This is a genomic window from Rhizobium sp. NZLR11 (genome assembly GCF_019685115.1).
GTDB lineage: Bacteria > Pseudomonadota > Alphaproteobacteria > Rhizobiales > Rhizobiaceae > Rhizobium.
Genome location: NZ_JABDWD010000016.1, coordinates 1 through 25848, shown reverse-complemented (window position 1 = coordinate 25848; position 25848 = coordinate 1). Strand labels below are relative to the sequence as shown.

Here is a 25848-nt window from a genome sequence, read left to right as displayed (position 1 = left end):
CGCGAAGGCCTCTCTCGTTATCCTTAGCAAGATCGAGAATCGCATTTCCCGGAATCACAGTCAAGAGTTTTGGCACCGATTTGGTGAGCGGATTTCCTTTGCCTGAAGAAAGGTGAAAGAAAAATGCAAACGAGACATGTAACGACGCCCTTTGGGCGGCGGCCGGCGACGCTTGCCTTGGTGAAAGGGCAATTGGCGATCGCGGCTTCAACACCAGGCACGCGTGTCGAAAAGTGGAAAGTATTTCGCGATGTGTGCGAAGCGAGGGAACGCTTTGGCCTGCAAGACAGAGCGCTTGCCGTTCTCGATGCCCTTTTGACGTTCTACCCTGATCCACAGCTCGATGGCGAGAACGGACTTGTTGTATTTCCATCCAATGCGCAGCTGTCCGTTCGCGCTCACGGGATTACCGAGAGTACACTGCGCCGCCAACTCGGAGCACTCGTCGATGCAGGACTTATCCAGCGTCGTGATAGTCCAAACGGAAAACGTTATGCACACCGCGATCGAGCTGGGGTGATCGAACAGGCTTACGGCTTTGATCTGAGCCCGCTGCTTGCGCGTGCGACCGAGCTTGCCTTGCTGGCTCAGGACGTAGCCGCGGAGCGTATGCGCTTTCGCCGGGCGAAGGAAGCACTCACGATCTGCCGCCGAGATGTCCGCAAGTTGATAACAGCTGCGATTGAGGAAGGCGCTCCCGGCAATTGGGAGCATGTCGAAATGATGTATATTAGAATTCTGGGGCGGCATCCTCGCTATCCGGACAGAAATCAAGTCGAAGCCACACTCGATGAGATGGAGCTCTTGCGTTCTGAGGCACTCAACCTTCTGGAAATGCAATCAGAAACCAAAAATATGCACGGCAATGCCATCTCAAATGACCGCCACATACAGAATTCAAATACCGAATCTATAAATGAATTTGAACCTAGCTCCGAAAAAGAGCAGGGCGAGAGCGGGCCGGAAGAGCCTCAAGCAACGAGTGTGACGCCTGGAGAGACGAAGGCAAAGCTCGAACAGATCAAAGTGTTCCCGCTGGGAATGATTCTTCGAGCTTGTCCGCAGATTGGAGACTATGGGCCGGGGGGCGGCGTTTCACATTGGCGAGAGCTGATGACTGCGGCCGTGGTGGTCCGCTCGATGTTGGGTGTCAGCCCGTCAGCCTATGAGGAGGCCTGCAATGCGATGGGGCCAGAAAATGCCGCAGTGGCTATGGCGTGCATTCTCGAGCGATCAAACTTCATAAATTCTGCTGGAGGCTATCTTCGCGACCTCACGAAACGCGCGGAACGTGGGGAATTCTCGCTTGGACCGATGCTGATGTCTCTGTTGAAGGCAAACGGTGATACCATACGTCGCGTGGGATAGACGCAAACCGCCAAATTAGTTACTACGATGCCGATCCGGCTATTTTCCCAATCCCGATTGTCAGCCGTTTTTTTTGAAAGATATTCAAGCAAATACAGATAATTAGAGGAAATGAAGCAGGTTAATCCCCCAAGTTGCCTAGAAGGCTGGGGACGAAGTTGGCAGCCTCCCAAAAAGAGTTGCCTAACATTACCAGCACGATCGACTTGAGGTACCCATCATGTTGTAAAAATGCTGGAGCGAGATTGCGATTGTTAACTGGAAAGCTACATAACCAATTAGGGGAGGGCCTTCACCTTAATGCCCTGGCTACGCGGCAGGCAAAACTGTGTGCGCGGCTAGTGAAGTTCGACGGCCTCCACCTCGTCCAGACGCTATCGGGTCTGTCGACGATCCCCGAAAATCAGGTTGCCACGTACCGGATCGAGGCCTTGATCCATCTCGCCGTCGCTTTCTGCCGGGGAACGCAAATCCCGTCTGATGCCCAGATCCGTGAGTGGCTCAATGATGACCTGCTTCAAGACCCCCTTGGCCTCGGTGAGGATCCTGTCGAAGATGTTTTTGCCACCGTCGTGCCAGCATGGGGAGGCGGCGTCGTCCTGCTCGAAGGCTCTTGGATTGATAACGGGTACTACCTTCAGAACCTTCTGGCTGCCCTGCTCTGTTTGCCCGATGAGGAATGGGCTCAAGCCGCCTATCACCACGTAATGGCCATTCTCCAAATTGCCCGCGGGGTTTCGGAGCGAACCGGTGTCAAACGCTATGGCAAATGTGCGTCCCGCCCTGGAAAAAAAGTCACCGTTTCGCCAGGTACAGCCGAGGCAACGCGGTCGGCCGCGCGGTTCAGCGTCCAGGACCTGGAAAACCTTCGTATTCATGCTTGGCAAATCGCCCCCTTTGTTCTTGCAGACAATGAGCGCGACGTCATTGGGTCAGACGTGCTCGGGCATTCGCTCCTGGAGCGGTACCCATTGCTGAGGCAGGGAAACGACTGGCTCCTCGCCTTGCCGACCGCAATCGGGGCAGCAGCACGCCGCTTTATTCTGGAGTTTGCCCAATCGGAGAACGCGTTGCCGCGCCTCGAGGCCACGCTCCGTGCTGTCGAGCTTCAGGACGTTCGGACATTTTTCGCATCAAATCTTGGCTTCAGCAATCGGATTTCGGATGACGATCTGGAGCAGCTGAATTCGCGCACCACCCTAATTAGGACGACATTCGGAGATGGCTGCCATGCTGTTATTGTGCACATTGGCGACGATCTTACCGAGACACTGCAAACAGGACTGCTCGGAGTATCCGAGGTGGGCGAAGGAGTGATGGAATCGGTTCGCGACGCTGAAACCGAACTTGCCAGTCGCCCCAACTATCGGCACGGGCTAACTCTTTTCGTCCATGGCGGAGTAGGGCGAGGATCGGCTAGAGATGCTGCATCTTCTCCGGCCAGTTGGCATCACGTCGACTTGTCGCTGAGCGATGGGTTAAGAATGAGCTGGGATGGGGACTTCACCGCGAAGCGGATCTGGAAAATCCTGGAGCAACAGGAGAAGCTTCACTCGCGCGGTTGGCAAATCGAAAACCCTTACGGCTTCATCAATCTCTACGGTTATCTGCAGGAACGCAATTTTGAAGTTGTGCCCGTCGAATTGCCGTTGTCAGGGATAGCGACCCTCGACGGTGGCTACGCCGGTCTGGCGCGTCATCGAATAAGAACGGAGAGCGACTACCATCTCACTATAGGACCGGACGGGCGGTCGCTCATCGAGGTGCAAAGGCGTTCCACGTCCTCGTACTTCAAGGAAGTCAGTCAACTCCCCATTTTCGTTTCGCCGATGGATGCTCTCCAGGACAAATTGCGGGTTGTCGTCGAAACAGAGCAGAGACCGTGGTGGATCGACCAGGAATTCGGACCGTTTGGCAATCGGGCGTTGACCCTGAACATCTGGGACGCGGCACAGAAATGGCTGCTCAGGTTGGCGCCTCTTTTAGAGCATGAGCTGACAACCCTGCCGGCCGGCCCGGTTGCGATGGAATTACTGTTCTCTGATCTTGAAGACCTGTCACAACTGGCCCCGATCGCTGCCGATCAGCTCGCGCGTCCAAATGTGACAGTGTCGAGCGGCGTGATCAGGATCGATTCAAGGATTGCCAGTCTATGTGGTTACATCCACGAGACGAACATTGCGGAGCGTTATCTCATCGCAGCGATGGCGCTTGGCGCCAGCCAGCTGGCGGGATTGCCTCGCTCAGTCGATTGGGCGGACGAGCTCGCTGTAAGGATTGCTGGCACTAAGGACGCCCGTTTTGCACATGCGATCCCGGCAGGAGACCCCGAGCAGATGATCCAGGCGGCGTTGCCCCTACCGACGCCGCTCTATCAATCAGACGAAGACCGGGCCTGGTCCGACCTCGGGCTGGCGACGCTAGCTGGCGCAACGGGGCGTGGGATTGTTGAGCAAGGCAATGTCAAATCTCTGCTACATGCTGCGGTGATTCGGCTTTGGGATAGAATCCGTGCTCGGCTGGCAACGATTGATCGACGAAGTCTGGTCGTAAAAGCGGTTGTTAACCATGAGGCTATCGATCGGGATAGAGCCGAGTGGGGCCAGACCGCTGCAGCGCTTCTTGCCCTGCACAAGGATCAGGGAGATGTCCTGTCGACACACAATGAGCAGGAGGGGAAGCGGGCTTCGGCCGGAGTGGCCAGCCGAGCGATGGCGGAAATGGCGTTGTGTACCTGCCCGACCGAAGGCGGCATTTCCTGCACGGAGATCGACTTCGACCAACTGCTTGCGGAAGTCTGCACACTGATAGACTGTGCGACGCAAAGCGATGCCTACTACTACGGTTTGGCAACAGGTCCTCTTAGGATCACACCGAGTGGATGCTTCCTCTTTGATAAGGGTTTCTACGATCAGCTGCATAAGCCCTATACTCACGCGCACGGTGACCGCGCCTTTCGCGATGCGGCCGCAGGCTACGCGGATTCATTTGACAAATCCGAGCCTGACGCGCGGAGCCCCACGGCTCCGGTGCTCGATCCCGACCTCATCGCGGGGGTGCGCGCTGAGTTCGGCATGGGGCTAGCGGAGCTCATCGAGCTGTCGCACAGCGTGGCGGAAATGGCACTCGGAAATGGTGATATCCTGGTCTCGATGACCAGAACCGAATTTCGTGAACTGCTGGCTGATCTCGGCACCGATGTCGACGTTGATCGCGCCTACGTATCTCTCACCTTAAGGCCGAGGCCCCAGTGGGACGAGTTAAAGCCGGAAGGCGCCCGTCCGCGGGATTGGGAGCCTTGGAGAATGAACAGGAAGCTGTCGCTGACGCGACGCCCGTTTGTTCAGTTGAGCGATGGCGAGGACCCCGAAATCCTGGTTTCTTCGGTACTCCTGTTACGAGTCGTTCGGCGCTACTTCGAGGTTATCGAAGGCAGGTTAGGAGCCGAATTATTCGATACCAAAGAGATCGGAAAATGGATCGGCAAAGTCGTCGATCAGCGCGGGCATGCCTTCAATCATTCCGTTGCGGCGCGATTGACGGAGCTTGGCCTGACGGCACTGCCCGATCAGCTGATGACACAGTTCCACGGAAAGAAGGAACTTGGAGATGTAGACGTGCTCGCCTGGAACAAGGAGGGTGATGTCTGGATCATTGAGTGCAAACGGCTGCTGCTCGATCGAACGGTTGGTGAAGTTGGTGAACGTCTTGCTGATTACACGACTACGGGAATGCGAAACGGCAAGCGGACGCCAATCCAGAAGCATCTCGATCGCATCAGCTTTTTCAAGAATGATCCAGGCGTTTTGACCAAACTGACAGGCATTGCCCCGGCGAAAATTCGCCTCCGGTCTGCGCTCGTGACGAGCGGCATCGTTCCTATGCAATTTGCAAAAGCAATGTCCCAGCTCGTCAATATCGCGACGGACTATAGAAGTATGGGAGCCGCGGGGTTCACGCCTAGTGGATGCGCGGAGCTACCATAGCGCCCTAAAGCATTTGCGCTGCCCGGCCGTTGCGTCGGGCTGCGCTAAATTCATTTAGACCGAAGCCGCGAAGCATATTTGCATTCTTACAGAATGCGACCTGCGGCTGACTGTGCAGGCGAGTTTTCGATGAGCGAATTCGAGTAGCGGTGCTGCGTGATCCTGTCAACTCCATCGATTTTACGATCAATCGGCATATGCCTGGCTAGGCTTTCGGCCACGTCAGTCAGGGCAGAAAGCGCAGCCGCAGGCAATACATCGGGGCGTGTCATTCCCAATCCCTCTTAGCTCTCTTCGAAGACCGTTGGAAGCAGGCACAACGCGTTTGGTGGAATGATGTCATGTGTCTGGAGTGGAGTTTTGCTATCGCGGAGAGGCCTACTCCGCGAGAACGTGCCCGTTAACCTGATATCCGTGGCGAGGTTTCTGCGCTCCACCCTGAAAACTACGAAGCGCTTTTGCTCGTCGTCGTATTCATTGTATGGCCTCGCAGCGACCAAAGCGTCCTCAATATGAAAATTCTCCTCCCGCATAAGCGGGACGGATCCCTCATTGAGTTTCAGGATGGCCATGTCGATACCACGTCGCATCACCTTGCCTTTGTCCCGCTCGCAGACGGCAAAGAACAAAGGCTGGCACTGCGGAAGTGCGAGCGACCGAGTGTATATTGGTTCATCCTTGTTCCTCGGAAACCGAGCGATTTCAGTGTTGAGATCAATGAAATCCATTATGTCGTTGTCTCGGTCGGTGTCGTCGAGATACAATGGCTCTGGTTCGAGCTCTATCCGGTATTGGGCATCCAGATATTCGCATCGATGACGATGCGCCTGTTTGCCGGTGATGACCAAAGCAGAGTCGTGGCGAACCACCGGCGAATTCGCTGTCCTCTCTGCAGAAAGCCAATTGAAAGAACCGTCGATGAAGATCTTGTCGTCTACAACGAGCGATTTATTGTGAACGTTCCGAAGCTGATGGATTGATACCCCAAGGGAGCGGAGCGTCCGCACGCTCCGCTCAAATCGCTTCTTCAAGGTGACTTTGCTGCCCTGGGTGAGGGTCTGCCGCTTATTTTTACTCAAACCTGGCTCTTCCCGGTTTGACGCGTAGTCGGTGTAAATATGTATTGATATCCGATGCGCCTCCTTTGCCAAACGCTCGGTGATCGTCCGCACGGCTTTGTCCGTTATCCAAGGCGAAGAGATGATTAATTCATGATCCGTCTTCTTGAGGCAGAACTCCAAGAGCTCACAAAGACGTTTAGTGCCCGCTACGAACATGCTTGAACATTCGCAATGACATATCTGGAGTTCTTGGTCACACGTGGCGCATAAGAATTTTTTGTCGGTCATACTCTACCTGGCTCTTGCCAACTTCTCATGTAACAAAGAACGCTTTCAAAGCGTTTATGAGATTGCTCGTTATAGCATTCGGACGCCTAGGCCGCTGCCGTGGGTGACGTCGGTTAGCAACTCAAGGCCCGCTGCACCAATCGCTAGCGTGAAAATTCGCTCTTAATCGCAGTACTCTTGTACCCGACCTTGCTCAAGACGGCCCTCTGTCGAGTTCGGTCAGAGAAGTTTCGCGGCCCGGCCGCTCCTCCTTGTTGCATTGTTATAATAGCTAGACGCCTGCTGCACGGAGCGATGGCGCGACTGCTCCATAGCCTCGGGGAGGGGAATGCCGCGATTGGCCGCTTCTGTCAGATATCCCGACCGCAATCCATGCGCGGAAAACTCCCCAGCATCCAACCCAGCCATTTCGGCCCGCTGCTTGAGGATAGCATTGACCGACTGCGGATCGATCGCCCGCTTCGAAACAGTCCCCCACCGCCCGATCGCCCGAAACACGCTGCCGCTCTCGATCTTCGCGGCCACCATCCATGCATTCAGCGCCTCTACCGGCCGGCCGGTCAGGTATACGACATCGTCCTGCTCGCCGGAGCTGGTCTTGGTGCGGCCCAGATGGATGGCAAGTGAGGGGAGGGGAGGGCCGTCCGGCTCCTCGATCGGCGGCTCGACGGTCAGCTGCTCGCACCGCAGGCCGGCGATCTCGCTGCGCCGGCGGCCGCCGGAGGCAAACGCGACCATCAGGATCGCCCGGTCGCGCAGATCGCGCAGGCTGTCGGTGGAACAGGTCGACAGCAGCTTTGCCAGCACATCGCCGGTGACCGCCTTGGCGCTCTTGCGGCGCCGCGTCCGCGGGACAGCGCGCACGGCGAGGCGGATTGCTGATTTCACAGAAGGGGAGGCGAAGGCGCCGTTAAAACCGCGCCATCTGGTTAGCGTCGACCAGTTCGCCAGCCGCCGGCGCACGGTGGCTGGCGCGTGCGGCCCGACGGATCTCAGGAAACCCTGGCTCCGAAGCTTTTCGTCGACGGCGGCCGGCATGCCGTGATCGGGATCCATCTCGTGGTGCTGCGGATCCCAGAGGTGATGCGCGACGAATTTCAAAAGCAGCGCCTCGGGTGCCGGCCAGGGCAGGGATTGTCCGGTCGCCGCCAGTCCCCAGGCTTCCAGATAGGCAAGGTCGGAAGTCAGCGCCCGCAGCGTGTTGTCGCCCATGCCCTGGTTGACGAGATGGCGCAGCGTCTCGACATCCTGGTCGGTGAGCAGCTCGGCGAGCTCGTCGCGGCGCTCGATCGGCAGCACGGCGGCGATGGTGTCGAGCTCCTCGGCGCGGCACTCCACCGCGGTTGCTGATTTCTTGGCTTTGGCCACGGGCGCTCCAAAATCGCAGTTTTGGCGGCCTTCAGGGCCGCCATTTGCCCCAGTTCTTTCTGATTTGCGACTCCAGATCAACTGCCATCGATAACCAGTACTTATCGATGGTTAGGCGTGGCCTGGAGCATCATATCCAGTGGCGAACTGTAATACCGAGATAGATTTCCTTTAGCAAATCGTTTACCATGATTTCAATGGCTTACGATCTCGCGAAAATCAGCATATCCACCTTGATGCGGCCGGCTTGACGCCGGTGTCGCCTTGACGCGTCTCGATGAGCGGATTGCCCGTTCGCCGGTCGGTCAGGGATGGATCGAACGCCAAAACTTCGCCGACGCCTGTGCCTCGCTGTGGATCGACGGCGAACTCGTCCACCTGGAAGACCTCGTCCTCCATGACGCCACCCGCGATATCCGCACACCCACCCATGAACTGACAATCGCCCGTGACATTTTGCGAACTCGCAGGCGCATCGCCGCGCAGACGCCGGACTGGGCGTTATCGACAGAGGGTATCCGAACTTTGCGACGTACGTCGGACATTACTACGCTCGGCGCTGAGGCGCTGGAGCCGGCCGGCGTCATTCGGCCCGCGGTCACGGCCGATCCAGAAGATGAGTGGAAAGACATCGACGAAGCTGACGGGATTCCCGGCGTCGATTATGCTGCCATCGATGCGCTGCTCGCTCGCTCTGACGCCGCGATCGAACGAGCCAAGAAGCCCGGCCGGGCTCCGGCCGATCCGCTGGTCTATGATCTCGACTGGGACGAGGATTCCAGGCTCGACGAATGCGCGGTGTGCTGCGGCATGTCGAAAATCTGCCGGCGGTGCTGCAGGCGATCGTCGCCCTCGATGCCTGGAACGAACTGTCGATCCTTCAACACGCGCCTTGGCTTGGCAGACTGTTGGCCGCCTCGATCCTGCGCCAGGCCGGCATCACCAGCGGAGCGCATCTGGCGGCGATCAATCTCGGCCTCAAAACCATTCCCGTCGATCGGCGCCGGCATCGCGAACGGGAGACCCGACTGCTCGCGATAGCGCACGGGCTTTTGGCGGCCGCCGAGATCGGGCTGAAGGAACATGACCGGCTGGCGCTGGCGAAAACGATGATGGACCGTAAACTGGAGGGGCGGCGGACGTCTTCAAAATTGCCGGAACTGATCGAGCTGGTGATGGCGAAGCCCCTGGTGTCGGCTGGGATGGTGGCCAAGACGCTCGAGGTCACGCCGCAGGCGGCGCGGCGGATTGTTTTGGAGCTGGGCCTGCGGGAGATGACGGGGAGGGGGAGGTTTCGGGCGTGGGGTGTATTTTAGATTACAGGCATTGGTGATGCACAATGGTGGTTTGCGCAGAATCCTGTCGGTGAAGAAAGTGCATTTTTTTGTGCCTTGCATCGCCACGGCCGACAATTCTGGTGCGGTGCTTTTGCCGCTCGACATAGGAAAACATCATGTCACCAGAAACGTTCAACAAGCTCGCCCCGTTTGCCGTAGCCTCAGGCACCTTCCTCTACGGAGCCATCGCGACAGAGCTGCACCCGCTGCTGATCGCGGCCATCGCCGCCTGTTCCGGTCTCGGCTATGACTGGCTGGACCGGAAACTTGCCTAAGTAGGGGCGGGCATTCGGCCCGCCTCTTTTCTACCTCGAGGATAAAAAGAAAGGCGCTCAACCGTTTCCGGGAGCGCCCTTCGAATGGAGGAAGGTGGTCACCAAATCCGTCACCACGGCTGTCGCGATCGCCTGAGTTGTCGTGATCAGGCTAGTCTTCAGTCGTTTGTAAACGGTCCGCACGTTGGCAATAAAAGAGTTCGTTGTTTTCATGTGGTTGTCCTTTCCATTGGTGAGAGCGTCAATCGCTATCGCTAATAAGAAGAAGGCAACCGCAACGAGCCACGTGGTGGGATTTGAACCCACTTCCATCCCCGAAACTGTTTCCACACAAATAGTAATCAGCCGCGCCGGCTGCAAGAACATCGAGACGATAATTTTTTTGTGCACCCATAATTGACATTTGGGGGCACAAGACACATATTCTAAAAATGTGGTCACAAGGAACTGCATTGTGGAAAAAGACGCTATCATAAAGGCTAGGATCTCCAGCGGCACCAAAGCTGATTTCGAAGCTATTTGCCAGGGGATCGGCGTCCAGCCGACAACAAAAGCCCGAGAGCTGATCGAGGAGTTCGTTAAGGCAGAATATGGACGGCTCACCGATCGTCTGACAGTCCATATCTACAGGCCGAGCGGCTATGACTACGGAGCTTGGCGGGTGAAGATGCAACTCCGCGACCCATCCGAAATGCAGTTTTTCAGTGCATCGGTGCCATTTCCCCTTCCTGAGCTGCCTAAACGCCGCCTGCATCCCGACGACGGTTACTTGTCGGTCGTGAGCAGCAAGACTGGGGGATTCACGCTTGGCGGGCAATTCGTCGGCGGCCTTTGGGAAGGCCACCTCTATAGCAATGGCGTCGAGGAAGACCAGAACCCGACGAAGCTAGAGGAGGTTCAGGCAGCGCTTTATAGCACCGTCATCGCCCTGATGGATCGTTCAAGAAAGGCTGGTAGCGATAAAGACGCCCAAGGCAGCTGACTCCGTCATCACGGCGGGTCCCGCCTGTCTCAGCGAATTTTGATCCGCAAAGCCTTCGCCATGTGACGGAGGCGCACGTCGCACCTCCGCAACATTGGAGACCAAAGAATGATGCCGTTCTATTATGCAATCATAGCGATTATGTACCTTCTTATTGCAATCGAGTACGCACGCCACTGAAGCACATAGCCGTCTTCCTGGGTCCGGAAATCGATCGTTTTCCGGACACAGAAATTGATGGCGGCTGGACCACCTGTTTTCTGGCCTTCCGTTGTCTGGAAATCCTGTCAGGAAATCTATTAGGCAAGGCGCAAATATCTTGATCGGGCGATCCGGGTTCCCAACCTACTCCCTTGGGCGGAATGCTGGGCTATGATCGCTACAGGAAAGAACAGGAGGAAAACCGGGCTCCGGCAAAGCCGCCGCGGAGAGGAACTGGTGATCCCGTCGGGAACGTCATCATGTTGGCCGCTCTGGCGGTCGGCGCCTATGTCTGGTTCCACGCCCTTCGCGCACTGTCGATCCCGGCGCCGCCATCGCCGCGGGCATCATCGCCGCCTTCATCATGCTTGGTTCCGTCGCGCACGCTGTGAACGCGAGGACTTCCTGGCATGCCACCCGTCACAAGCTTCCCTGGTCAGGGCGCTGGAAATTCCGCTCTGCGGTCGGCAACGCTGTCGGCAACGTCGCGGGAGCACCGCGGCGGAGGAGGAAACAGCCAGGAGAGGCCAGAAATGTCGGACGGAACAACGTGAAGGCGGCTCCATCCCGGAATGCTAAGCGCCTGAATCAAGCCGGCTAGGAGTTCTCGAGGTCATTGTGACGGGTGCGCAGCGCGACCGTGCAGTAGATCTCAAGCAGGCATTGTGCGGTCGGATCGACCTCTTCGACGAACCGGAAATCCATGGCTCTGACCCGCGCCTTCGCTCCTGTGAAGGCGGCGATGAAGATTTCGTTGAGGGACAGGCCCTTCCGACTCGTGGCGCCCGCCTTGTAGGATTTCTCGATGAACCCGGTCTCGATGCGCGCGAGCTTGAAGGCGAAGGGGGCGCTGTTATGGTCGGAGCTTGGCCGGCAATGATCGCCGTACCGCTGGCGCAGCCGGTTCGTCCGGCCGACATAAAGATGGTCGTTCCCCTCGCTGAACAGATAAACGCCCCGCGCCGGCATGATCTTCGGCAAATTGCCGCCGGACACCGGCGCCATCGCGATCAGGGCCTCGAACTTGGGATGAAGCGCTTCCGCGTAAGCCTTAAAGTCCGGATGCACCGAGCTTCTCTTTCGCGGTCAGGCGCCGGAACATGGCGGCGGTCAAAGCAGCGGCCTTCTCGTAGTTCGCGCGGGATTCAGCTTCGTCAGAACCAAAGCCGGACAGGCCCATGCTGAGATTATAGCCCTCGCCGCCGAAGAAATGCTTCATACGCTGGACGCCGAGCTCGAACGAGCAGGGGACCTCCTCCTCGAACTGGATGCTGTTGGCCATTGCTTTCGCGAGTGTCACGAGCTGGTCTTCCGTTGCGTGCCTCGCCGGATCGCGGAAGGTCAGGTCGGTATAGGAGTGAAAGTAGCGCAGAAAAGGATTTCCGTCGTCCGGCTCCCGGTCGTTCATCTTGCACTCGCATCCGATCGACATAAGAAGAGAGCCGGCCTCGTTCAGGGCACGGATGAGATCGGCAAGGCCGGGGCTTTTCATGCACTCGGGAATGGCGTCGACCAGCTCCGGATGGTCGCGCAGATCCATGAATCCGTGATTGCTGGACTCTTCCCGCGCTTCCGGAACATATGGGACAGGCGGTCCGGAATCCGTTGTACGGTAGATGATGAAGCCTGGGACTTGTGCGATCACTTTGTCCGTCATTATGCTCACTTCAGTTGAAGATGCCCTGGGGAGAGGGCATCCGGAAAGGGACAAGCCGAACCGATTCGGCTGGTAAACCCGGCGGCATTCGACCGAGAGGCAGACAACCAATTAACTTGCTGTTAGTGTTTCCGCGCGGGCTGACGTCCGTGCGATTGGGCGGCGACAAGAACATTACTTCGGCATCGACATTCTTAAAGGTCATGCACGCTGCAATCCTCTACCCGGCGTCGCGTTGTGTTTCGTCGAACAGGCCCGCGGCACGCACCTTAGCAACACTCTCGAGCCCATGCTTTGCTTGCTTAATCGAAGGACGACGGCTCCAGCCGCCTGCCGCATAGTTGGCGAGTGTCATGCAGATGCTGGCGAGCTTGAAATGCAGCACTCCGCTGCGCTGACCGGCCTCGGCCGCCGCCACCCAGACCGCCGATGGAATGCGCATGCATTCCTCGATTCGATCATAGTCAGCTACCTGGAGAGTTTGTGCGCGTCTTTCCGCCAAAGCGCCGGTCGTGGTTGAGGTGCCGTTAAGCTCTGCCGGGAGCGGATCCGACAGGGTCGGCAGGTGATTGCGGACATCAGCCCAGCAGTCCTCTTTCTTGAACCATTCCGTGGGATTGTGGTTACCGACGCTTGCACGCAGCGCCTGATCGATCAGCGGAGCCCAGGCGGAGATGAGGGCCTCCATCTCGTTCGACAGCTTTTGTTGGCGCCAGACAAAGTCGAAATCGATCCGGCCGCCGGTGCGCTCTCCAAGGGCGGCGATCAGATATGCGACAATATTCACGCCATACGCAGGGAATTTTATCGTTCGGACCAGACGCTCAGTCGTACGATAAAGAATAGTGAGCGCAATCAGCCGGTGGAACCAAGCAGTGTCCGGAGGTGGAGCGGTCAGCTCCTTGCGGCGCTGCATGAACGCCTGGAAGTTTTTCTGACCGCCAAAAGCGACACGCCAGGGGAAGCCGTCCCACGCCGACAGATAACGTGCGAGGTCGAGCTTATCGAAGCGTCGGGACTTTGGCGTCTGCTCGCGGAAGGCGCGCTGCTCGGTAGTGCGGTAAGAAGCCTTCTGCTCGGCTGCGAGCCATGATCCGCGCGCTCGCTCATAAAACCAGCGCCCGCGCCCGCTTTCGAGCCACTCGTTGTTCGCCAATGTCTCCACCTCGCGGTGGAACGGGTCACTGGCCGAGAAGTCGGCCTGCTGCACAGTATTCTGTCGGTTCGCTGCGCGGGAGATCGAGGAGACTATTTGCTCCAGATCCCCCTCGGTCACTCGGATAATCTTGACCGGTACCTCCACCGCGCCAAGCGCAACGCTTTCCTTGCGCCGTGCACGGTGAAGCGATGCCGTCGTCTGTCCTCCATTGACGATCTGCAGGCCCCGCAGACCGGTCAGGTACACCGCGCCACCCTCATACTCGAGCCGGACCTCATCGGCAGTTGCGACCACGCCGTTGTTGTATGCCAGAAACATCTCCGGCTGTTCGACCAGCGTGCGGCGCAGTTCGGCATTTACCGATTTGCGCCCGGAAAGTCCCAGAAATGCGCGCACGTTCAGCTCGAGGAGGTGCGTGCCATATCGATCGTAGATGCGAGACAGCACCTCCCCAGGGAAAGCCGCAAGGAACGCGTCGTAATGCCCTGCCCCCGAAGCGACCGGCAGACAGGCGATGCGATGACCGGCCAGGGCGACAAGGTCGACGTCAATATCACCGCGGGTCTGGCCTTCTCCAAGAACTCTGTGTAGCCTGACAATGTCATAGAGCTCGATCTCGATCGACTTTCCATGACTGTCGACCGTCGCGGGCAGCGTGCCCCCTGCAATGCAGTCGGTCAGCACGACGATCCGGAAGCGGTCGATGCGCTCGCCAAGCGCCGCCACGCGACGCGCGAGGTCCCCAGCCTCTGTGTTGGAAGGCTCGATGCGGTCTGCAAGCCCGCCAATGCATGCAGCGACATAGGTGCCAGCCTTTTCTGCAGTCTTTAGAAGGTCTGAGGCGGGAACGCGACGCGGCGGCACGTCGCCCGAGTAGTGCGTCGCGAAGAGAGTAAGTTGGCCAGCGTCCTCATCGATCACGTACCCACTAATCCGGAACGGTGACCGGCCGACCTTCCCCTCTTGAGGTAGATCAAAGGCCGCCTCGAAATGACCAATTTCCTCCAGTTCATCGATGACTATGCGGGTGAAGAGCGCCTCAGTCGACGGGATGTCTATCGTCGGATCATCACGCGCCTCATCGACTTCATCCGCCAGCGCTCGAGCGAATTCCGACGTTGCATTCTCACTCATTGCCCGTCCCCCCGAACGTGTCTAACACCGTTGCCATGTCGACGGCAAAGCCGGCCAGCGCACGCACCTCAACCTGATAGGTGGCCTCGGCGATACCGAGCGATACATCGTTCCTTAGAAGCCGCGGGAAGCCATCGCTCACCGCGTAACCATCAATCCCGGCGCAAGCGACCCGCGGCCCAGCGTTGGCGTCGCCGCCCGGTAAGAGTCCGCGGCGCAAAAGCGCATTGCGAAAAGCACTACGCGCCCGCTCACCGTTCAACCGTTGTTCGATCAGTGTGGTGATCTGGCCGAGCGTGTCGCCGGAAACCGACTCTACAAGGCGGACGTGCGCGATGTGCAGCGAGGCGAGCCCGGCGTCGTCAAGCTGATCGAGCGTCGAAATATGGAGTTGTCGCGTCGGCCCCAGCGCAGTCTTGACCTCAAGGCCATGACCGGAGAGCACGAAGTCATGCAACCCATCATCGGGTGCCTTCCACGCGGCGACCGCTTCAGCGTTCTCATCGAGCAGCCGATCGAGGACGAGGAGCTCACCGATTAGGCCAACCATCTCGTTTCTCGAGAGACCACTGGTCTGATCACGCAGAAACGCTCGCCACGCAGCGAGGCGTGCGGCGAGGACGGTGACCAATTCGTTTTCGCCTTCATCTTCCCAGCGCAGGACGGTGCGGATGCAATCGCTGCAAATCTCGGCGAAAAGATCACGTCGGGAGGGTTCTTCGAGTGAGAGGACAAGCAGGAGGCCAGCAGGATCAGCGGCTCGCGACAGCCGCAGGCCTGCGGTCTCAAAAGAAGCGATGGAATTACCAGCGCCACCCGGCAATGCAACGAGACACGGCGCGCCGTCGATTTCTCGCAGACCCGCGCGGAGGTCGAGTTGCGCGGGTCGGGAAAGCCGTCGGGTGCGATACAGCCGGTCCCCTGGAGCTACAGCAGCCAGCTCGTCCCACTCCCCCAGTAATGCGGCCGCATCAGGAGTCATGCTCATGGTGCCGCGCGCTGCTGGACGGTATTTTCTAGGCGCCAGTTGGCCGAAGCTGTCGGCGAGGTCGGGAAGCTCACCACTACACCCCAGAGTGGGATTCCAGGTTCAAGGCCGGCGCCTGCCGGGTCGATTGGATAGAGAATGAGCAGACCGCGACGCGGATCCTCACCCCGGACCCTTCGGATCCAGGGACCGGCCGGACGGTCGGCGGGAGGCTCGCCTTCGTCGGCTAGTACCTGATCAGTTTCTGCCTGCGCGCGGCGATACTGATCGTCACTCAGATCGATGGCCTCGTCGAGCGGGCTGAGGATCGACTTGGTGATAAATCGCGCAGTGGTCGAACGGGCGATCGGCGAGCGACGAACGCTGGGCAGATCGCGCCCGGCCACCTGCACAGTGGCGCCGACACCAGCAGGTACGAACACCGTCCAGTCGTTCAGCTCGCCCCGCCCGAGCTGCGTAGTGATATAGCCCGCCATGCGCTTTCCATCGACGTCGCTACTTTCCGGCGGAAACGCCAGGGCCTCAAGCAGCGCGGCGACACGGTTGCCACGAACATTCCGCCAGATGAACCCCGCTGCCGGTGGTCGGCCTCCCGGCCGGGCCGGATCGATCTCCGGATCCTCCAGTTCCTCGAGAAGGCCGTCGACAGCCGCAGCATTCGCGATCGTAGTATCGGTGTCCCGGTATTGCACCGTCTGGATCTTGCCTTCGCCGGCGTAGGTGACCGGACGAAGCACAGCATGCCGCCGTTTGTTCGCAGCCGTCACGTTCATGATACTGTGGTCAGCGATGCTGAGACCGTAGAGTTTGGGAGTGCCAGCCGTAACGCGCATATGTGCCAGTTGCGCGCGGAGATCCTCGTTGACCGTAGCCAAATGTCGGAACCAGGTTTCCATATCGGTGGTGGTGTACAGCCGGCAGAGATCGGCATAGCCGCGGCGGTAACCGAACCAGCGCCCCATCTGCAGCAGGCTGTCATACTGACGGGAGACACGCAGGAAGTAGCTGGTCGACAGACCTTCGAGTGTCAGCCCACGTGACAGCTTGTCGCCACCAATGACAATGACCGAGAGGCTCTGCCCGGCAGCGTCGGCAGCATCATAATCGACCCCCGTGCGGCTGCGGCCGTTGGATACCGCGACCTGAATTCGGTCAGCCTCATTTCCCAGCCGTGCTGCGACCTCATCCCAGCCGATCCGACGGACAGAACGGCCGTACACAGACGATGCCATCGCCTCGGTGGTCGGTTCGAAGTCCTCGCGCCACAGCCGCTCGAGCTCCGCCATTTCGATCGGATCGGCCGCAGCGATCGCATTGCGGATCGAGCGAAGCTCTCCTTCGACCTGGGCATGGACCGGGTCATGGACATCCTGAAATCGCGAAACATGCACAAGCATGGTCTTGTGCGCGTTGGCTTGGCCGCGCGCGGCTCGTGCTGCGCAGCAGACGACAAAGCTGCGGATCGCCTCCGCGAGGCTCGGCGGGACTCGCGTCACGCCCCGGTATATCGGCCGCAGCGTCTTATCGTGCGGGTCAGGAATCCAATTCTCAGCGGTCTGGTCGAGATGGCGGATGACAGGCAGTCCCATTGAATCAGCGTCGTCGTCGCGACCGAACACCGCGAGTGGTCCGAAATAATCGTCCGGAGCGGACAGCGAAACGATAAAGGCGGAAGGAAATAGGTCGGCGCCATAGTCCTCAGCCGCACGCTCATCATGGATCATGATGTTGGCGAAGGGAGTCGCAGTGTAGCCGACATAAGCACTGCGCCTGAACCCGCCGAGCAGCTTGCGGATCTCGCCGTTGATGCGTTTCGGATCATAATCCTCATCGAAGCTGCCGTCCGGGAGGAAGCCCTGATCTCCCGTGTCAGGCGATGCCTGATCAGCCTCATCATCGATCACTAGCAGTGGTGCGTTGCGCGACTCCTCGGGCAGTCGCGCGATCCAGCGATTGAGGTTCTTGAGCACTGCGCCGTTCTTCTTGAGGACAAACACGAACGGGCGGTTAGCCGGCGCGAAATTGGAATTTTGCGCAACCGTGCGGTTGAAATCGCCGTTCAACTGGGAGGTAGTCAGACTGTCGACCAGTTGCACCGGTCCCGGCAACAAGCCGACTCCGACCGGCCGCCGCCCCCCGCTTCCGGCATTCCCGGCGGTATCGAAGCCGAGAAAATCCTGGTCGAGACGCAGCTGGGTCTGGCGACGCAGAATATTGTGCATGCCCGCCAGAACGATAATTACGCGATAGCCGGCATCAGCGGCACGGTTGATGACCCCTGCATAATGCGCGGTCTTGCCTGACTGAACATTGCCGACTACGAGGCCGCGCCAATTCCAGGGCACATCCCGGTTGGGATCATCGATCAGCTCAAGCACATCAGCGGTGCTTTCCTCAAGCACCTCGAGCGCGCGGGGCGCCCACCCGCTCTCGCCCAGCTTCTGCAGATAGCGCGAGAAAAAGGCGCCCGGGCGACGACGCTCGCCAAGATACCAGGGTGGCGGTTGCGTTTCTCCGAGCAGCCGGATCGACGGTCCCTGCGCAACCACGAAAAGGGCCTCAAGATCGCGCGTCGCTGCTTGAACCTCATCCTCGGTGAAACTGTGTCCACTGGTAAGCCCCACAAGCGGGGCCGAGGCGCGCACCACCGCCATGATCTCATCCGTGCCCAGCGTGCGGTCGCCGGCTCGCGGACCGAGTGCAACGCGGGCAGTGTTCGCAAGCTGTGTGACCGGATCCATCAGCTCAATTCTCCCCCAATTTTTGGATGATGGCGGCGCGCAACGCAGGCTGCGCAACGCCAAGCGAACGTAGCACCGAGTCGAGCCGATCTCCACTATCGTCCATCTTATTCATGCTGCGCACCAGCGTTGCAAGCGGTGCAGCGAGTTCGGCAATCTCGGTTGCCACCGGTTGCGCAGGATCCGCGCCGCCCTGTTCGGCGACATCCAGCCAAATGCGTTCGACCGGAACGGTGAGTTCGAGGGCAGAGAGCAGTCCCTCAAGCAGCCTCGATTCGGCACCGAGCGCTTCAACCACAGCCGAAACTGCAGGATGGTCCCGTCGTACACGATAGCGTGGCACGGCCTTGGCGCTGCGCGCTTCCCATGGCCATGCTCCCCCATCAGCGTCGCCCCGGCGGCCCTTGCCACCCGATCCGACACCACGCCAAGCGAAGACCTCGCGAGCGCGCCGCCTGCAGTCCGCGCCAAGACCTGCTAATCGTGCCCGCGCCCAGGCGGGCGGTCGAGCGACAGACTTGCGAATATCGATCCGCCACGTCTCGTCCATCGCGACGGGGAGATCGAGAGCAATACGCGCGAGCCGGCTTGACTCCTCGCGAGTCCAGGCTCGAGCGCCGCCGAGGCCAAGCCAGCCTCCGGCAGAGACGAGGCGGTCGCCGCGGTAGACGTAGAACCCTTGCCGTTCGATCCAGCCGCCCGGGCCGCCGGCGTCTTCCCATTCGCGTTCGCTCGCGAACCGGTCACGATGAGGAAGAATATATGGCCGTGCCGTGATCGCGCCTTCAGGACTGCGAATGATATCACGCGGCAACGCAATGGTTGCATCATGTCCTCGGCAAAACGGATCCCAGGCGGCAAGGGGCCGGCCGTTAACGCTGATCGCGAGCCGCCGTGCTTCGCCACTTAAAAAGCGGTGAAAGGTCATCGCAAGATGCGCGCGGATATCGGAGATGCGGTCATTGAACGCATCGCGATCAAGCCCCCAGAGCCCGCCGAACCGGTCCATCCGGCCCCAGCTCACCAGCGTGCCATCGCCTGACGTCTGGAATTCGGTCGCCAGCTCACCTGGCGGCGACTCGTCAGGCGCGTCGGCGCGCCATTCTTGCCCGACGTGGTCGACATCCCAGGCCAGCCGCGCGACTACGCCCTCGCGGCGCGACGCAACGGTCAGCTCGCGGCATTGGGACAGCGAAGCAGTCTTCAATCCCAGTCCAAACCGCCCGAGATCTCCGCCTTCTCGTTCGGCGTCGGGTCCAGCGCCCCCGAAGCGCATGGCCTCAACGAGCCGATCAAAGCTCATACCGGCACCGTCGTCGAGAATTTCGGCAATTGGATTGCTGTCGCGCCATTCGAGACGGATACGGACCTGCCGCGCACCGGCAGCGAGCGAATTGTCGACTAGATCAGCGAGCGCGGTTTCGGGTGAATAACCAAGACCACGTAGAGATCTCAGGAGTGCATGTGGTGATGGCGTGATCTCGATAGGACGCAAAGAGAATCTCCGATGGCGGCAGTAGAAACGCGTGTCTGCCAACGCGTACATGAGCCGGACAGTGCGGAGAGTGGAGCTGACCGGCGCGAAACCGCGTTCTCGCAATTCTGTCAGCCCGTCTGGGAACTCATCCGATCCTGCACATCGCCTCCGGCCATGCATTGATGAAAAGTGGTGCATAGTGGTGCGATCTGGTGTATCACGGTATTAAGGAGTATCGCAATCTTGGCAACAGTAAAAACCGTCCGCACAACCGTATTACTGCCAGAAGGCGTGCATCGCCAAGTGCAGGCGTTGGCTGCTGCCAATGATGTATCCTGTGCCTGGGTGATTCGACAGGCAGTTCTGCATTATCTTGCGACGAAAGCCGGCCAGACTGAGTTGCCGTTCGGAAGCGACCGGTCATGAGCGCTGACCCGAAAGTCATCCGCCAGAAAATCCAGCGTTTACACGCCGGGGCGCGCCCTCGTGTGCTTGATCTCTTCTCGGGCTGTGGCGGGATTTCGCTTGGTTTTCAGGCGGCGGGTTACGAGATCGTCGCCGCGGTCGAGAATGATCCTGAAGCGGCCCGCTCGCACGGCCTCAACTTCCATCATGGCGAAGACCGCCACAGTATTGCGCGCGATATCACTGCGACATCTCCTACCGATCTTACCACGGCGCTTGGTCTCGGCTCGGCGGCGAGTGCCTTCGATGTCATTGTCGGCGGTCCACCCTGTCAGGCATTTGCGCGTGTTGGACGCTCAAAGCTGCGCGAGATAGCCGAACACCCCGAGGCGTTCCGGCATGATCCGCGCGCGCGGCTCTATATTGAATATCTCGCCTATGTGGAGGCTTGCGCTCCGCTCGCGGTGGTAATCGAGAACGTGCCGGACATGCTCAATCATGGCGGTCACAATCTCGCTGCAGAGATCGGCGAGATCCTCGCCGGCAAGGATTATGTTGTCCGCTACACGCTGCTCAACGCAGCCTTCTACGGCGTGCCGCAGATGCGTGAACGGATGATCCTCATCGCAATCCGCAAGGAGCTTGCGGACGATGTCGAGTTTCCCGCGCCGACGCACTGGATCGACCTGCCGTCCGGTTATCAGGGGTCGCGCGCTGTCGCGCTTAAATTGGCGACGGGGAAGGATCTACCTACTGCGGCAACTAGCGGCAGCGGATATAAGGCTGCGCCCGAAGCTGATGATACCCTGCAGCCTGCGGTCTGCACCCAAGAGGCCATCGGCGATCTTCCGGAAATCATGGCGCGGGAACTACTTGCCGAAGGGACGCTCCGGCGCGGCACGCGGCGACTCGATGCGATGCTCCCTTATGGTGGGCATAACCAGCAGAACGACTATGTGAAGGCGATGCGGGCTTGGCCCGGGTTCGAGGGCGGCTCGCATGTGCGTGACCATGTGATACGATACCTCCCGCGGGACTATCGTATCTTCGCCGGCCTGAAGCCGGGTGATCAATATCCTGAGGCGCATCGCTACGCACTGAGCCTGTTCGAGTCCGAGCTCGAGCGGCTCCAGGCACTGGGTGAGCGGCCGGAAGACGGCGATTCCGAATGGGATGCTCTCAAGGCCGCTTTCGTGCCGCCTTACGATGCCGGGAAATTTCCGAACAAGTGGCGCAAGATGGAAGCAGTGACGCCCGCCCGAACTCTCCTCGCGCATCTCGGCAAGGACGGCTACAGCCACATTCATTACGACAGCCGGCAGGCACGGCCGATCTCCGTACGCGAAGCTGCCCGCCTGCAGTCCTTCCCTGACGGTTTTCGCTTCGCGGGAACAATGAACCCGGCCTTCCGTCAGATCGGCAACGCCGTCCCACCGCTGCTGGCGCGCGCGATCGCACAGACACTGCACAGGCAGCTCATAGGGGAAGCAAGCTCAGAGGACCTGCCGCTCGCGGCGGGCGCGGGTCGCTGATGAGCCGGCGCGACGAGATTATCGTCGTCAGATCACTGGCGGAATCGGACCTGGGTATCTTCTCGGCGCACCGCCTGAGCGCCACCAGCAAGCAGCGCGCGATCGCGCTGACCACGCCTGTCGCGCGCAAGCTCTTGAGCGCGCAGCTGTTCGAAAACGGCGGCGCGGATATGGATTTGATCTGTGTCTATGGAGGCTATGGCAACCGCGAACTCAGGAACATTGGTAAAGTCGGCAAGAATTGGCGCCTCGGCGGCCGCAAGATCACGGCCAACGCTTGCGCTTTCCTCGACAGTAAGGATTTCGTGCTTCTGCGCTCAGTTGCGGACAATAACGGCGATCAGCCGATTCTGATGACCTTTATCGGCCGCCAGCGTGAGCGTCTGCTCCATGCGGGGATCGTTGCTAGCCTTGCCGTCGAATTTCGGGACAGCGTAGCCGTGCTGTCCGCGGGGTCGGATGCCTTTCACGCCTTGTCAGCAGCCTTTCCTGCCGTGCCCGCCGATCTGGCGGTCGGTGCGCCCTTGGCCGAGGACGATGCTGTCTCCCGGGAGCAGGCGGCCGGGAGCGATGGCCGATAGACTGACACTGGAGCAGCGCCGGCTCAATATGAGCCGCATCCGCGCGAAGAACACAGCGCCAGAATGGACAGTACGCCGGCTGCTGCACAGCCGCGGATTCCGATACCAACTGCATCGCGGGGACCTGCCGGGCAAGCCTGATATCGTATTGCCACGGTTTCGCACAGCTGTCTTCGTGCATGGCTGTTTCTGGCATGGTCACACCTGCTCCCTGTTTCGTACGCCGGCGACTCGCACAGAATTCTGGCTAGCCAAGATCGCTCTGAACCGCCAGCGCGATGCCACTGCGGTGAGCTTGCTCAAGGAGCTCGGCTGGCGCAGCCTGTTGATCTGGGAATGCGCGCTTAAGGGACGCGGCCGCCTGCCAGAAAGTCAGCTCGCTCAAAAAGTTACAGCCTTCTTGAACAGCGACGCCATGTTCGACGAGATTGCAGAGAAACGTATTTCACCGACAGCGGAGGAGATTTTATGAGCCAAGCCCTGCCGGTTCCGCCAACAGATCCGTCGGACGCGCTCGCTGACTTAAGCGACATTGCTTTGCTTCGATTGCGCGCCCGGGTGGCGGCGGAGCTCAAGCGACGCGGACTGGCGTTGAATGTCGGGCAGGTCGCCGAAAACCTTGCGATCGCCCTCTACAACGCTACTCCGGGTCGTCCCAATCTACAGCCTGCGCCGACCGGCACGCAGAATGTCGATGCCCTCTCCCGGCGCGGCGACCGCTATTCGATCAAGGGCGTGCTCGATGCGCGTAAGACCGGCACCGTCTATCCGGATCGCGATGACCGGGAGAAGCAGCTATTCGAATATTTGATTGTCGTGCGCATCGATTCCGACTGGCAGCTGCTGTCGATTTACGAGTTCGACTGGAAAACGTTCTGCGAGGTGCGCAGCTGGGACAGCCGGATGAATGCCTGGTACGTGGGGCTTGCAGCAAAGACCCTTTCGCGAGCGACGCTGTTCACGCCCCAGCCAGGCTAGTGCCTCGCCATGAGCCTCTGAAACTCACGGGCGCGTCCAAGGGACTTTTCGGGCGGCCTTTGCGAAACATGTGCGGCAGGAGTTCAATCAGCGCTGTGAATGTTGCGAAAACTTGCGATTGCTGCGACTAGATTGGCATGAACCCAGGCGGCCTTCTCGTCACGGGTGAAAAGTCCGTCGAAGTAAGTGGCATACACAGCGAAACCGAGATCGATGAGATCATTGCTCATTCGATCCATGCGCACCACCGCTTGACTGCCGCCGCGGATCCACCAGAGCAGATTGATCACTATCCCCAGTGCATACCGAAAGAGATAGGCGCGGCACACGAGGGTTTCGTCGAGGCCCTCCCACTCGATTTCGTAATAGCCTGCCAAAGTTTCCCAAATCTGCAACGCGGCGCCGAAGGTGGTGAAGACCATCTCTTCGGTGTACTTGCCGTTCGTCCTGATAATCCGAAGCTCCTGGTGATTGAACATCTGCTCCTGCATCTCAGGAAAAGACACGGCGATGTCCATCGCGCCTTCGATCAACGAAGGTTGCAGAGTTCGTGCCCAGTCCCATAGCGAGTTCAATTGAGCCGCCGCCAAGTCGTCCATTGGTTCGTCAGACCTTACGAGGCGAACAAGTTCGCCGATCTCTCCTTCAGGTCCTTCGAAGACCAGTCGTTTCAAATCCTCAGCGACCGCAGGATCCAAGCTCGATATCTGGCCCCCAGACCGAAGGAGGATCACCTGCTCAGCATAATCGCCGACGACAGAAAGCCCCCAATCTCAGCCCTTCTAAGGATTGCTGCTTGTAGAGTTCGTACCACGCGAGATCCGGGAGTATCGCTAGATTGCCGCATTCTTCCTTAAAGTAGCGGCGGAGTTCGTCCGACTGCAGCATATTGCTGTCGATCACGTAGGCCTTCATGATCATCCTCGTTGAGCGGGTGCTAATGTCCCGTCTTCACGATTGCTGGAACCGCTGCAGGAACTTGGATAGCGAAGCGTGGTCATCTGTGACAGTAAAACTCTGGACCACGATCTCATCGCCGCCACGCTTCCGTCCGCAGCTCCTTGAGTACCGCCCGAAGCAGGCATTGGGTTATTCGACCACCTTTTATGAGAGCCGCAGAAATCGATCCAATGCTCTTTCTGCTAATTTCGCTAATTGCATCCCCGCGATTCAGAGCTGGGGGTTGAAACTAGATAAGTTATTTCTTGTTCGCGGAAAAGCCGTTGTCGCAGGACGAACACCTTAGGTGACGCTACAGCGTAGCATGAACGAAAAATTGGCTCGCACTGACGGGTGCGTGTACCGCATCCGCTGCCAATGGCCACTCCGCCGACAATAGTCCCGTCGTTGCCGGAGCCGTTTAGCAGTGTCTAGCGCTCCCAGCATGTCTCGGTAGCGAGATACTCCCATACGACAGTCTTCACCCTCACGGCGTCGGACCAGTCTATAGAATAGCGGTAGCGACCGGGCTCGACCGTGGTCCAGCCGCCGACCATCGCTTCCTCGTCGAGCAGTTGGACGGTCATGCGACTTCCGACTTCTGGCCAAACAGAAAGTTCCGCGCCGGTACCGACAGTCTCGAAGGCGTCGCGCTGCTCTCGACTCAACTGCTCCAGCGGTACGAATGCAACGTGATCAGGCGCTTCGAGCAGCGGCTCGCCGATCTCGTGATAGGCGTGGCCCCGAGCGTTTTTTACAATGACGCGCCGTACCTTGTCGGGGTGGGGAAAGAGGGTGAACGGCTGGAGGCTTTCGAACAAAAGAAGCTGTCCGTCCGGCCCTTTCTTCAGAGATCGGACTACGTGCCGGTTACTCCGCAGAATGGTTGCCGCTTCGGGATGTTTCGTCGGATCGGGATAGAGGCTTCCAGCCATAACCGCGTGAAGCACGCAAAGGAGGTAGTTCTCGTCTGGCGCGAAGCTGGAATTACAGCGTCGACAGACGATAACCTGTGGCAGATAGTCCATTTCATCCCCCGCGCCGCTGTCATAGTCGGCGCCCCGTTCTCGAAGTGTCTTCGTCAGGAGCGACTTGGTCGGAACATGGTCGCGATTGCTCTCGACGTCGGCAATCACCGCGCCACAGTGGATGCACCAGGCCTTAAGCCGATCGTCAGTGAAATCCTCAATTTCTCGCACCCGCCGAATCCTTCGTTAGTGTTGTTTGTCTTCGCAGTGAGCGATCACCTGAACGAAGGTAAGGAGTAAGCGGTGTTTTCCTCGCACATTGAGCAAGCTCGATTGGGCTTTCCGAAAAATGCCGCTACGACATTGATGGCAAGAATGCGCCATTAGCGGTCATTGAAACTGATGCTAGTGAAGTCATCGGTT

General features: G+C 59.1%; 22 protein-coding genes and 1 pseudogene. 10 read left to right on the top strand and 13 right to left on the bottom strand.

What is annotated here, in order from left to right; genetic code table 11:
- Positions 1–123 precede the first annotated feature (123 nt).
- Positions 124–1368 (top strand): plasmid replication protein RepC, encoded by a 1245-nt coding sequence (gene repC / locus HJB83_RS24165; protein WP_221159683.1) that lies wholly within the window; start codon positions 124–126, stop codon positions 1366–1368.
- A 341-nt stretch (positions 1369–1709) separates the two neighbouring features.
- Positions 1710–5354: a hypothetical protein gene (locus HJB83_RS24160; RefSeq protein WP_221159682.1), complete on the top strand. Its 3645-nt coding sequence runs from the start codon at positions 1710–1712 to the stop codon at positions 5352–5354.
- Positions 5355–5440: 86 nt separating this feature from the next.
- Here the strand turns inward: HJB83_RS24160 and HJB83_RS24155 are convergent, their stop codons facing one another.
- The 3 genes from HJB83_RS24155 to HJB83_RS24145 all read right to left on the bottom strand — a co-directional run bounded on the left by HJB83_RS24155 (position 5441) and on the right by HJB83_RS24145 (position 8071).
- Positions 5441–5626, bottom strand: coding sequence for a hypothetical protein (locus HJB83_RS24155; RefSeq protein ID WP_221159681.1), 186 nt, complete (start codon positions 5624–5626; stop codon positions 5441–5443).
- 12 nt (positions 5627–5638) lie between these two features.
- Positions 5639–6631, bottom strand: coding sequence for a phospholipase D-like domain-containing protein (locus tag HJB83_RS24150; protein ID WP_221140539.1), 993 nt, complete (start codon positions 6629–6631; stop codon positions 5639–5641).
- Positions 6632–6922: 291 nt separating this feature from the next.
- The gene (locus HJB83_RS24145) at positions 6923–8071 is read right to left on the bottom strand and encodes a site-specific integrase (RefSeq protein ID WP_221140537.1); all 1149 of its coding nucleotides are present in this window, start codon (positions 8069–8071) and stop codon (positions 6923–6925) included.
- A 188-nt stretch (positions 8072–8259) separates the two neighbouring features.
- Here HJB83_RS24145 and HJB83_RS24140 point away from each other — a divergent pair.
- Positions 8260–9387, top strand: a pseudogene (locus HJB83_RS24140) (RHE_PE00001 family protein).
- 137 nt (positions 9388–9524) lie between these two features.
- The gene (locus HJB83_RS24135) at positions 9525–9683 is read left to right on the top strand and encodes a hypothetical protein (protein ID WP_221159680.1); all 159 of its coding nucleotides are present in this window, start codon (positions 9525–9527) and stop codon (positions 9681–9683) included.
- A gap of 57 nt (positions 9684–9740) precedes the next feature.
- On the opposite strand, the gene HJB83_RS24130 is transcribed toward HJB83_RS24135, so the two are convergent.
- Positions 9741–10124 carry a hypothetical protein gene (locus HJB83_RS24130; RefSeq protein WP_221159679.1) on the bottom strand — a complete coding sequence of 128 codons (384 nt, stop codon included), beginning with the start codon at positions 10122–10124 and terminating at the stop codon, positions 9741–9743.
- A gap of 13 nt (positions 10125–10137) precedes the next feature.
- Between HJB83_RS24130 and HJB83_RS24125 the strand changes: the two genes are divergently transcribed.
- The gene (locus tag HJB83_RS24125; protein ID WP_221159678.1) at positions 10138–10665 is read left to right on the top strand and encodes a hypothetical protein; all 528 of its coding nucleotides are present in this window, start codon (positions 10138–10140) and stop codon (positions 10663–10665) included.
- Between the two features lie 798 nt (positions 10666–11463).
- Here the strand turns inward: HJB83_RS24125 and HJB83_RS24120 are convergent.
- The 6 genes from HJB83_RS24120 to HJB83_RS24095 all read right to left on the bottom strand — a co-directional run bounded on the left by HJB83_RS24120 (position 11464) and on the right by HJB83_RS24095 (position 20040).
- Positions 11464–11934 (bottom strand): GIY-YIG nuclease family protein, encoded by a 471-nt coding sequence (locus HJB83_RS24120; RefSeq protein WP_221159677.1) that lies wholly within the window; start codon positions 11932–11934, stop codon positions 11464–11466.
- On the bottom strand, positions 11918–12523 hold the full coding sequence (locus tag HJB83_RS24115; RefSeq protein WP_221159676.1) for a hypothetical protein: 606 nt from the start codon (positions 12521–12523) through the stop codon (positions 11918–11920). The genes HJB83_RS24120 and HJB83_RS24115 overlap by 17 nt, the downstream gene beginning before the upstream one ends.
- A 220-nt stretch (positions 12524–12743) precedes the next feature.
- Positions 12744–14816 (bottom strand): AIPR family protein, encoded by a 2073-nt coding sequence (locus HJB83_RS24110; RefSeq protein ID WP_221159675.1) that lies wholly within the window; start codon positions 14814–14816, stop codon positions 12744–12746.
- Positions 14809–15804, bottom strand: coding sequence for a PD-(D/E)XK motif protein (locus HJB83_RS24105; RefSeq protein ID WP_221159674.1), 996 nt, complete (start codon positions 15802–15804; stop codon positions 14809–14811). Before HJB83_RS24105 ends, HJB83_RS24110 begins: the two co-directional genes overlap by 8 nt.
- Positions 15801–18545, bottom strand: a complete 2745-nt coding sequence (locus HJB83_RS24100; RefSeq protein WP_221159673.1) for a Z1 domain-containing protein — start codon at positions 18543–18545, stop codon at positions 15801–15803. The genes HJB83_RS24105 and HJB83_RS24100 overlap by 4 nt, the downstream gene beginning before the upstream one ends.
- Before the next feature lie 4 nt (positions 18546–18549).
- Positions 18550–20040, bottom strand: coding sequence for an ATP-binding protein (locus tag HJB83_RS24095; protein ID WP_221159672.1), 1491 nt, complete (start codon positions 20038–20040; stop codon positions 18550–18552).
- Positions 20041–20265: 225 nt separating this feature from the next.
- Here HJB83_RS24095 and HJB83_RS24090 point away from each other — a divergent pair, with 225 nt between their 5' ends.
- From HJB83_RS24090 to HJB83_RS24070, 5 genes are read left to right on the top strand one after another with little or no spacing between them, the layout of a single operon-like run.
- Complete coding sequence (locus HJB83_RS24090; protein WP_210384122.1) at positions 20266–20448, top strand: CopG family transcriptional regulator; 183 nt, start codon at positions 20266–20268, stop codon at positions 20446–20448.
- Complete coding sequence (locus HJB83_RS24085; RefSeq protein ID WP_138385523.1) at positions 20445–21959, top strand: DNA cytosine methyltransferase; 1515 nt, start codon at positions 20445–20447, stop codon at positions 21957–21959. Before HJB83_RS24090 ends, HJB83_RS24085 begins: the two co-directional genes overlap by 4 nt.
- Entirely contained in the window at positions 21959–22540 is a 582-nt protein-coding gene (locus HJB83_RS24080) for a hypothetical protein (protein ID WP_185828507.1), read from the top strand. Before HJB83_RS24085 ends, HJB83_RS24080 begins: the two co-directional genes overlap by 1 nt.
- On the top strand, positions 22530–23012 hold the full coding sequence (locus HJB83_RS24075) for a very short patch repair endonuclease (protein ID WP_185828506.1): 483 nt from the start codon (positions 22530–22532) through the stop codon (positions 23010–23012). Before HJB83_RS24080 ends, HJB83_RS24075 begins: the two co-directional genes overlap by 11 nt.
- On the top strand, positions 23009–23518 hold the full coding sequence (locus HJB83_RS24070) for a hypothetical protein (protein ID WP_221159671.1): 510 nt from the start codon (positions 23009–23011) through the stop codon (positions 23516–23518). The genes HJB83_RS24075 and HJB83_RS24070 overlap by 4 nt, the downstream gene beginning before the upstream one ends.
- Positions 23519–23601: 83 nt before the next feature.
- Here the strand turns inward: HJB83_RS24070 and HJB83_RS24065 are convergent, their stop codons facing one another.
- The 3 genes from HJB83_RS24065 to HJB83_RS24055 all read right to left on the bottom strand — a co-directional run bounded on the left by HJB83_RS24065 (position 23602) and on the right by HJB83_RS24055 (position 25656).
- Complete coding sequence (locus tag HJB83_RS24065) at positions 23602–24216, bottom strand: hypothetical protein (protein WP_259671402.1); 615 nt, start codon at positions 24214–24216, stop codon at positions 23602–23604.
- A gap of 40 nt (positions 24217–24256) precedes the next feature.
- Positions 24257–24433: a hypothetical protein gene (locus HJB83_RS24060; protein ID WP_221159669.1), complete on the bottom strand. Its 177-nt coding sequence runs from the start codon at positions 24431–24433 to the stop codon at positions 24257–24259.
- 455 nt (positions 24434–24888) lie between these two features.
- The gene (locus HJB83_RS24055) at positions 24889–25656 is read right to left on the bottom strand and encodes a hypothetical protein (protein WP_221159668.1); all 768 of its coding nucleotides are present in this window, start codon (positions 25654–25656) and stop codon (positions 24889–24891) included.
- Positions 25657–25848: the final 192 nt, after the last annotated feature.

Bases quoted from the DNA above. Each gene is read 5' to 3' on its own strand.
- HJB83_RS24155 (WP_221159681.1), bottom strand. From the start codon at position 5,626: ATGACACGCCCCGATGTATTGCCTGCGGCTGCGCTTTCTGCCCTGACT.
- HJB83_RS24075 (WP_185828506.1), top strand. From the start codon at position 22,530: ATGGCCGATAGACTGACACTGGAGCAGCGCCGGCTCAATATGAGCCGC.
- HJB83_RS24100 (WP_221159673.1), bottom strand. From the start codon at position 18,545: ATGGATCCGGTCACACAGCTTGCGAACACTGCCCGCGTTGCACTCGGT.
- repC (WP_221159683.1), top strand. From the start codon at position 124: ATGCAAACGAGACATGTAACGACGCCCTTTGGGCGGCGGCCGGCGACG.
- HJB83_RS24070 (WP_221159671.1), top strand. From the start codon at position 23,009: ATGAGCCAAGCCCTGCCGGTTCCGCCAACAGATCCGTCGGACGCGCTC.
- HJB83_RS24060 (WP_221159669.1), bottom strand. From the start codon at position 24,433: ATGAAGGCCTACGTGATCGACAGCAATATGCTGCAGTCGGACGAACTC.
- HJB83_RS24110 (WP_221159675.1), bottom strand. From the start codon at position 14,816: ATGAGTGAGAATGCAACGTCGGAATTCGCTCGAGCGCTGGCGGATGAA.
- HJB83_RS24135 (WP_221159680.1), top strand. From the start codon at position 9,525: ATGTCACCAGAAACGTTCAACAAGCTCGCCCCGTTTGCCGTAGCCTCA.
- HJB83_RS24105 (WP_221159674.1), bottom strand. From the start codon at position 15,804: ATGAGCATGACTCCTGATGCGGCCGCATTACTGGGGGAGTGGGACGAG.
- HJB83_RS24150 (WP_221140539.1), bottom strand. From the start codon at position 6,631: ATGTTCGTAGCGGGCACTAAACGTCTTTGTGAGCTCTTGGAGTTCTGC.
- HJB83_RS24115 (WP_221159676.1), bottom strand. From the start codon at position 12,523: ATGACGGACAAAGTGATCGCACAAGTCCCAGGCTTCATCATCTACCGT.
- HJB83_RS24085 (WP_138385523.1), top strand. From the start codon at position 20,445: ATGAGCGCTGACCCGAAAGTCATCCGCCAGAAAATCCAGCGTTTACAC.
- HJB83_RS24080 (WP_185828507.1), top strand. From the start codon at position 21,959: ATGAGCCGGCGCGACGAGATTATCGTCGTCAGATCACTGGCGGAATCG.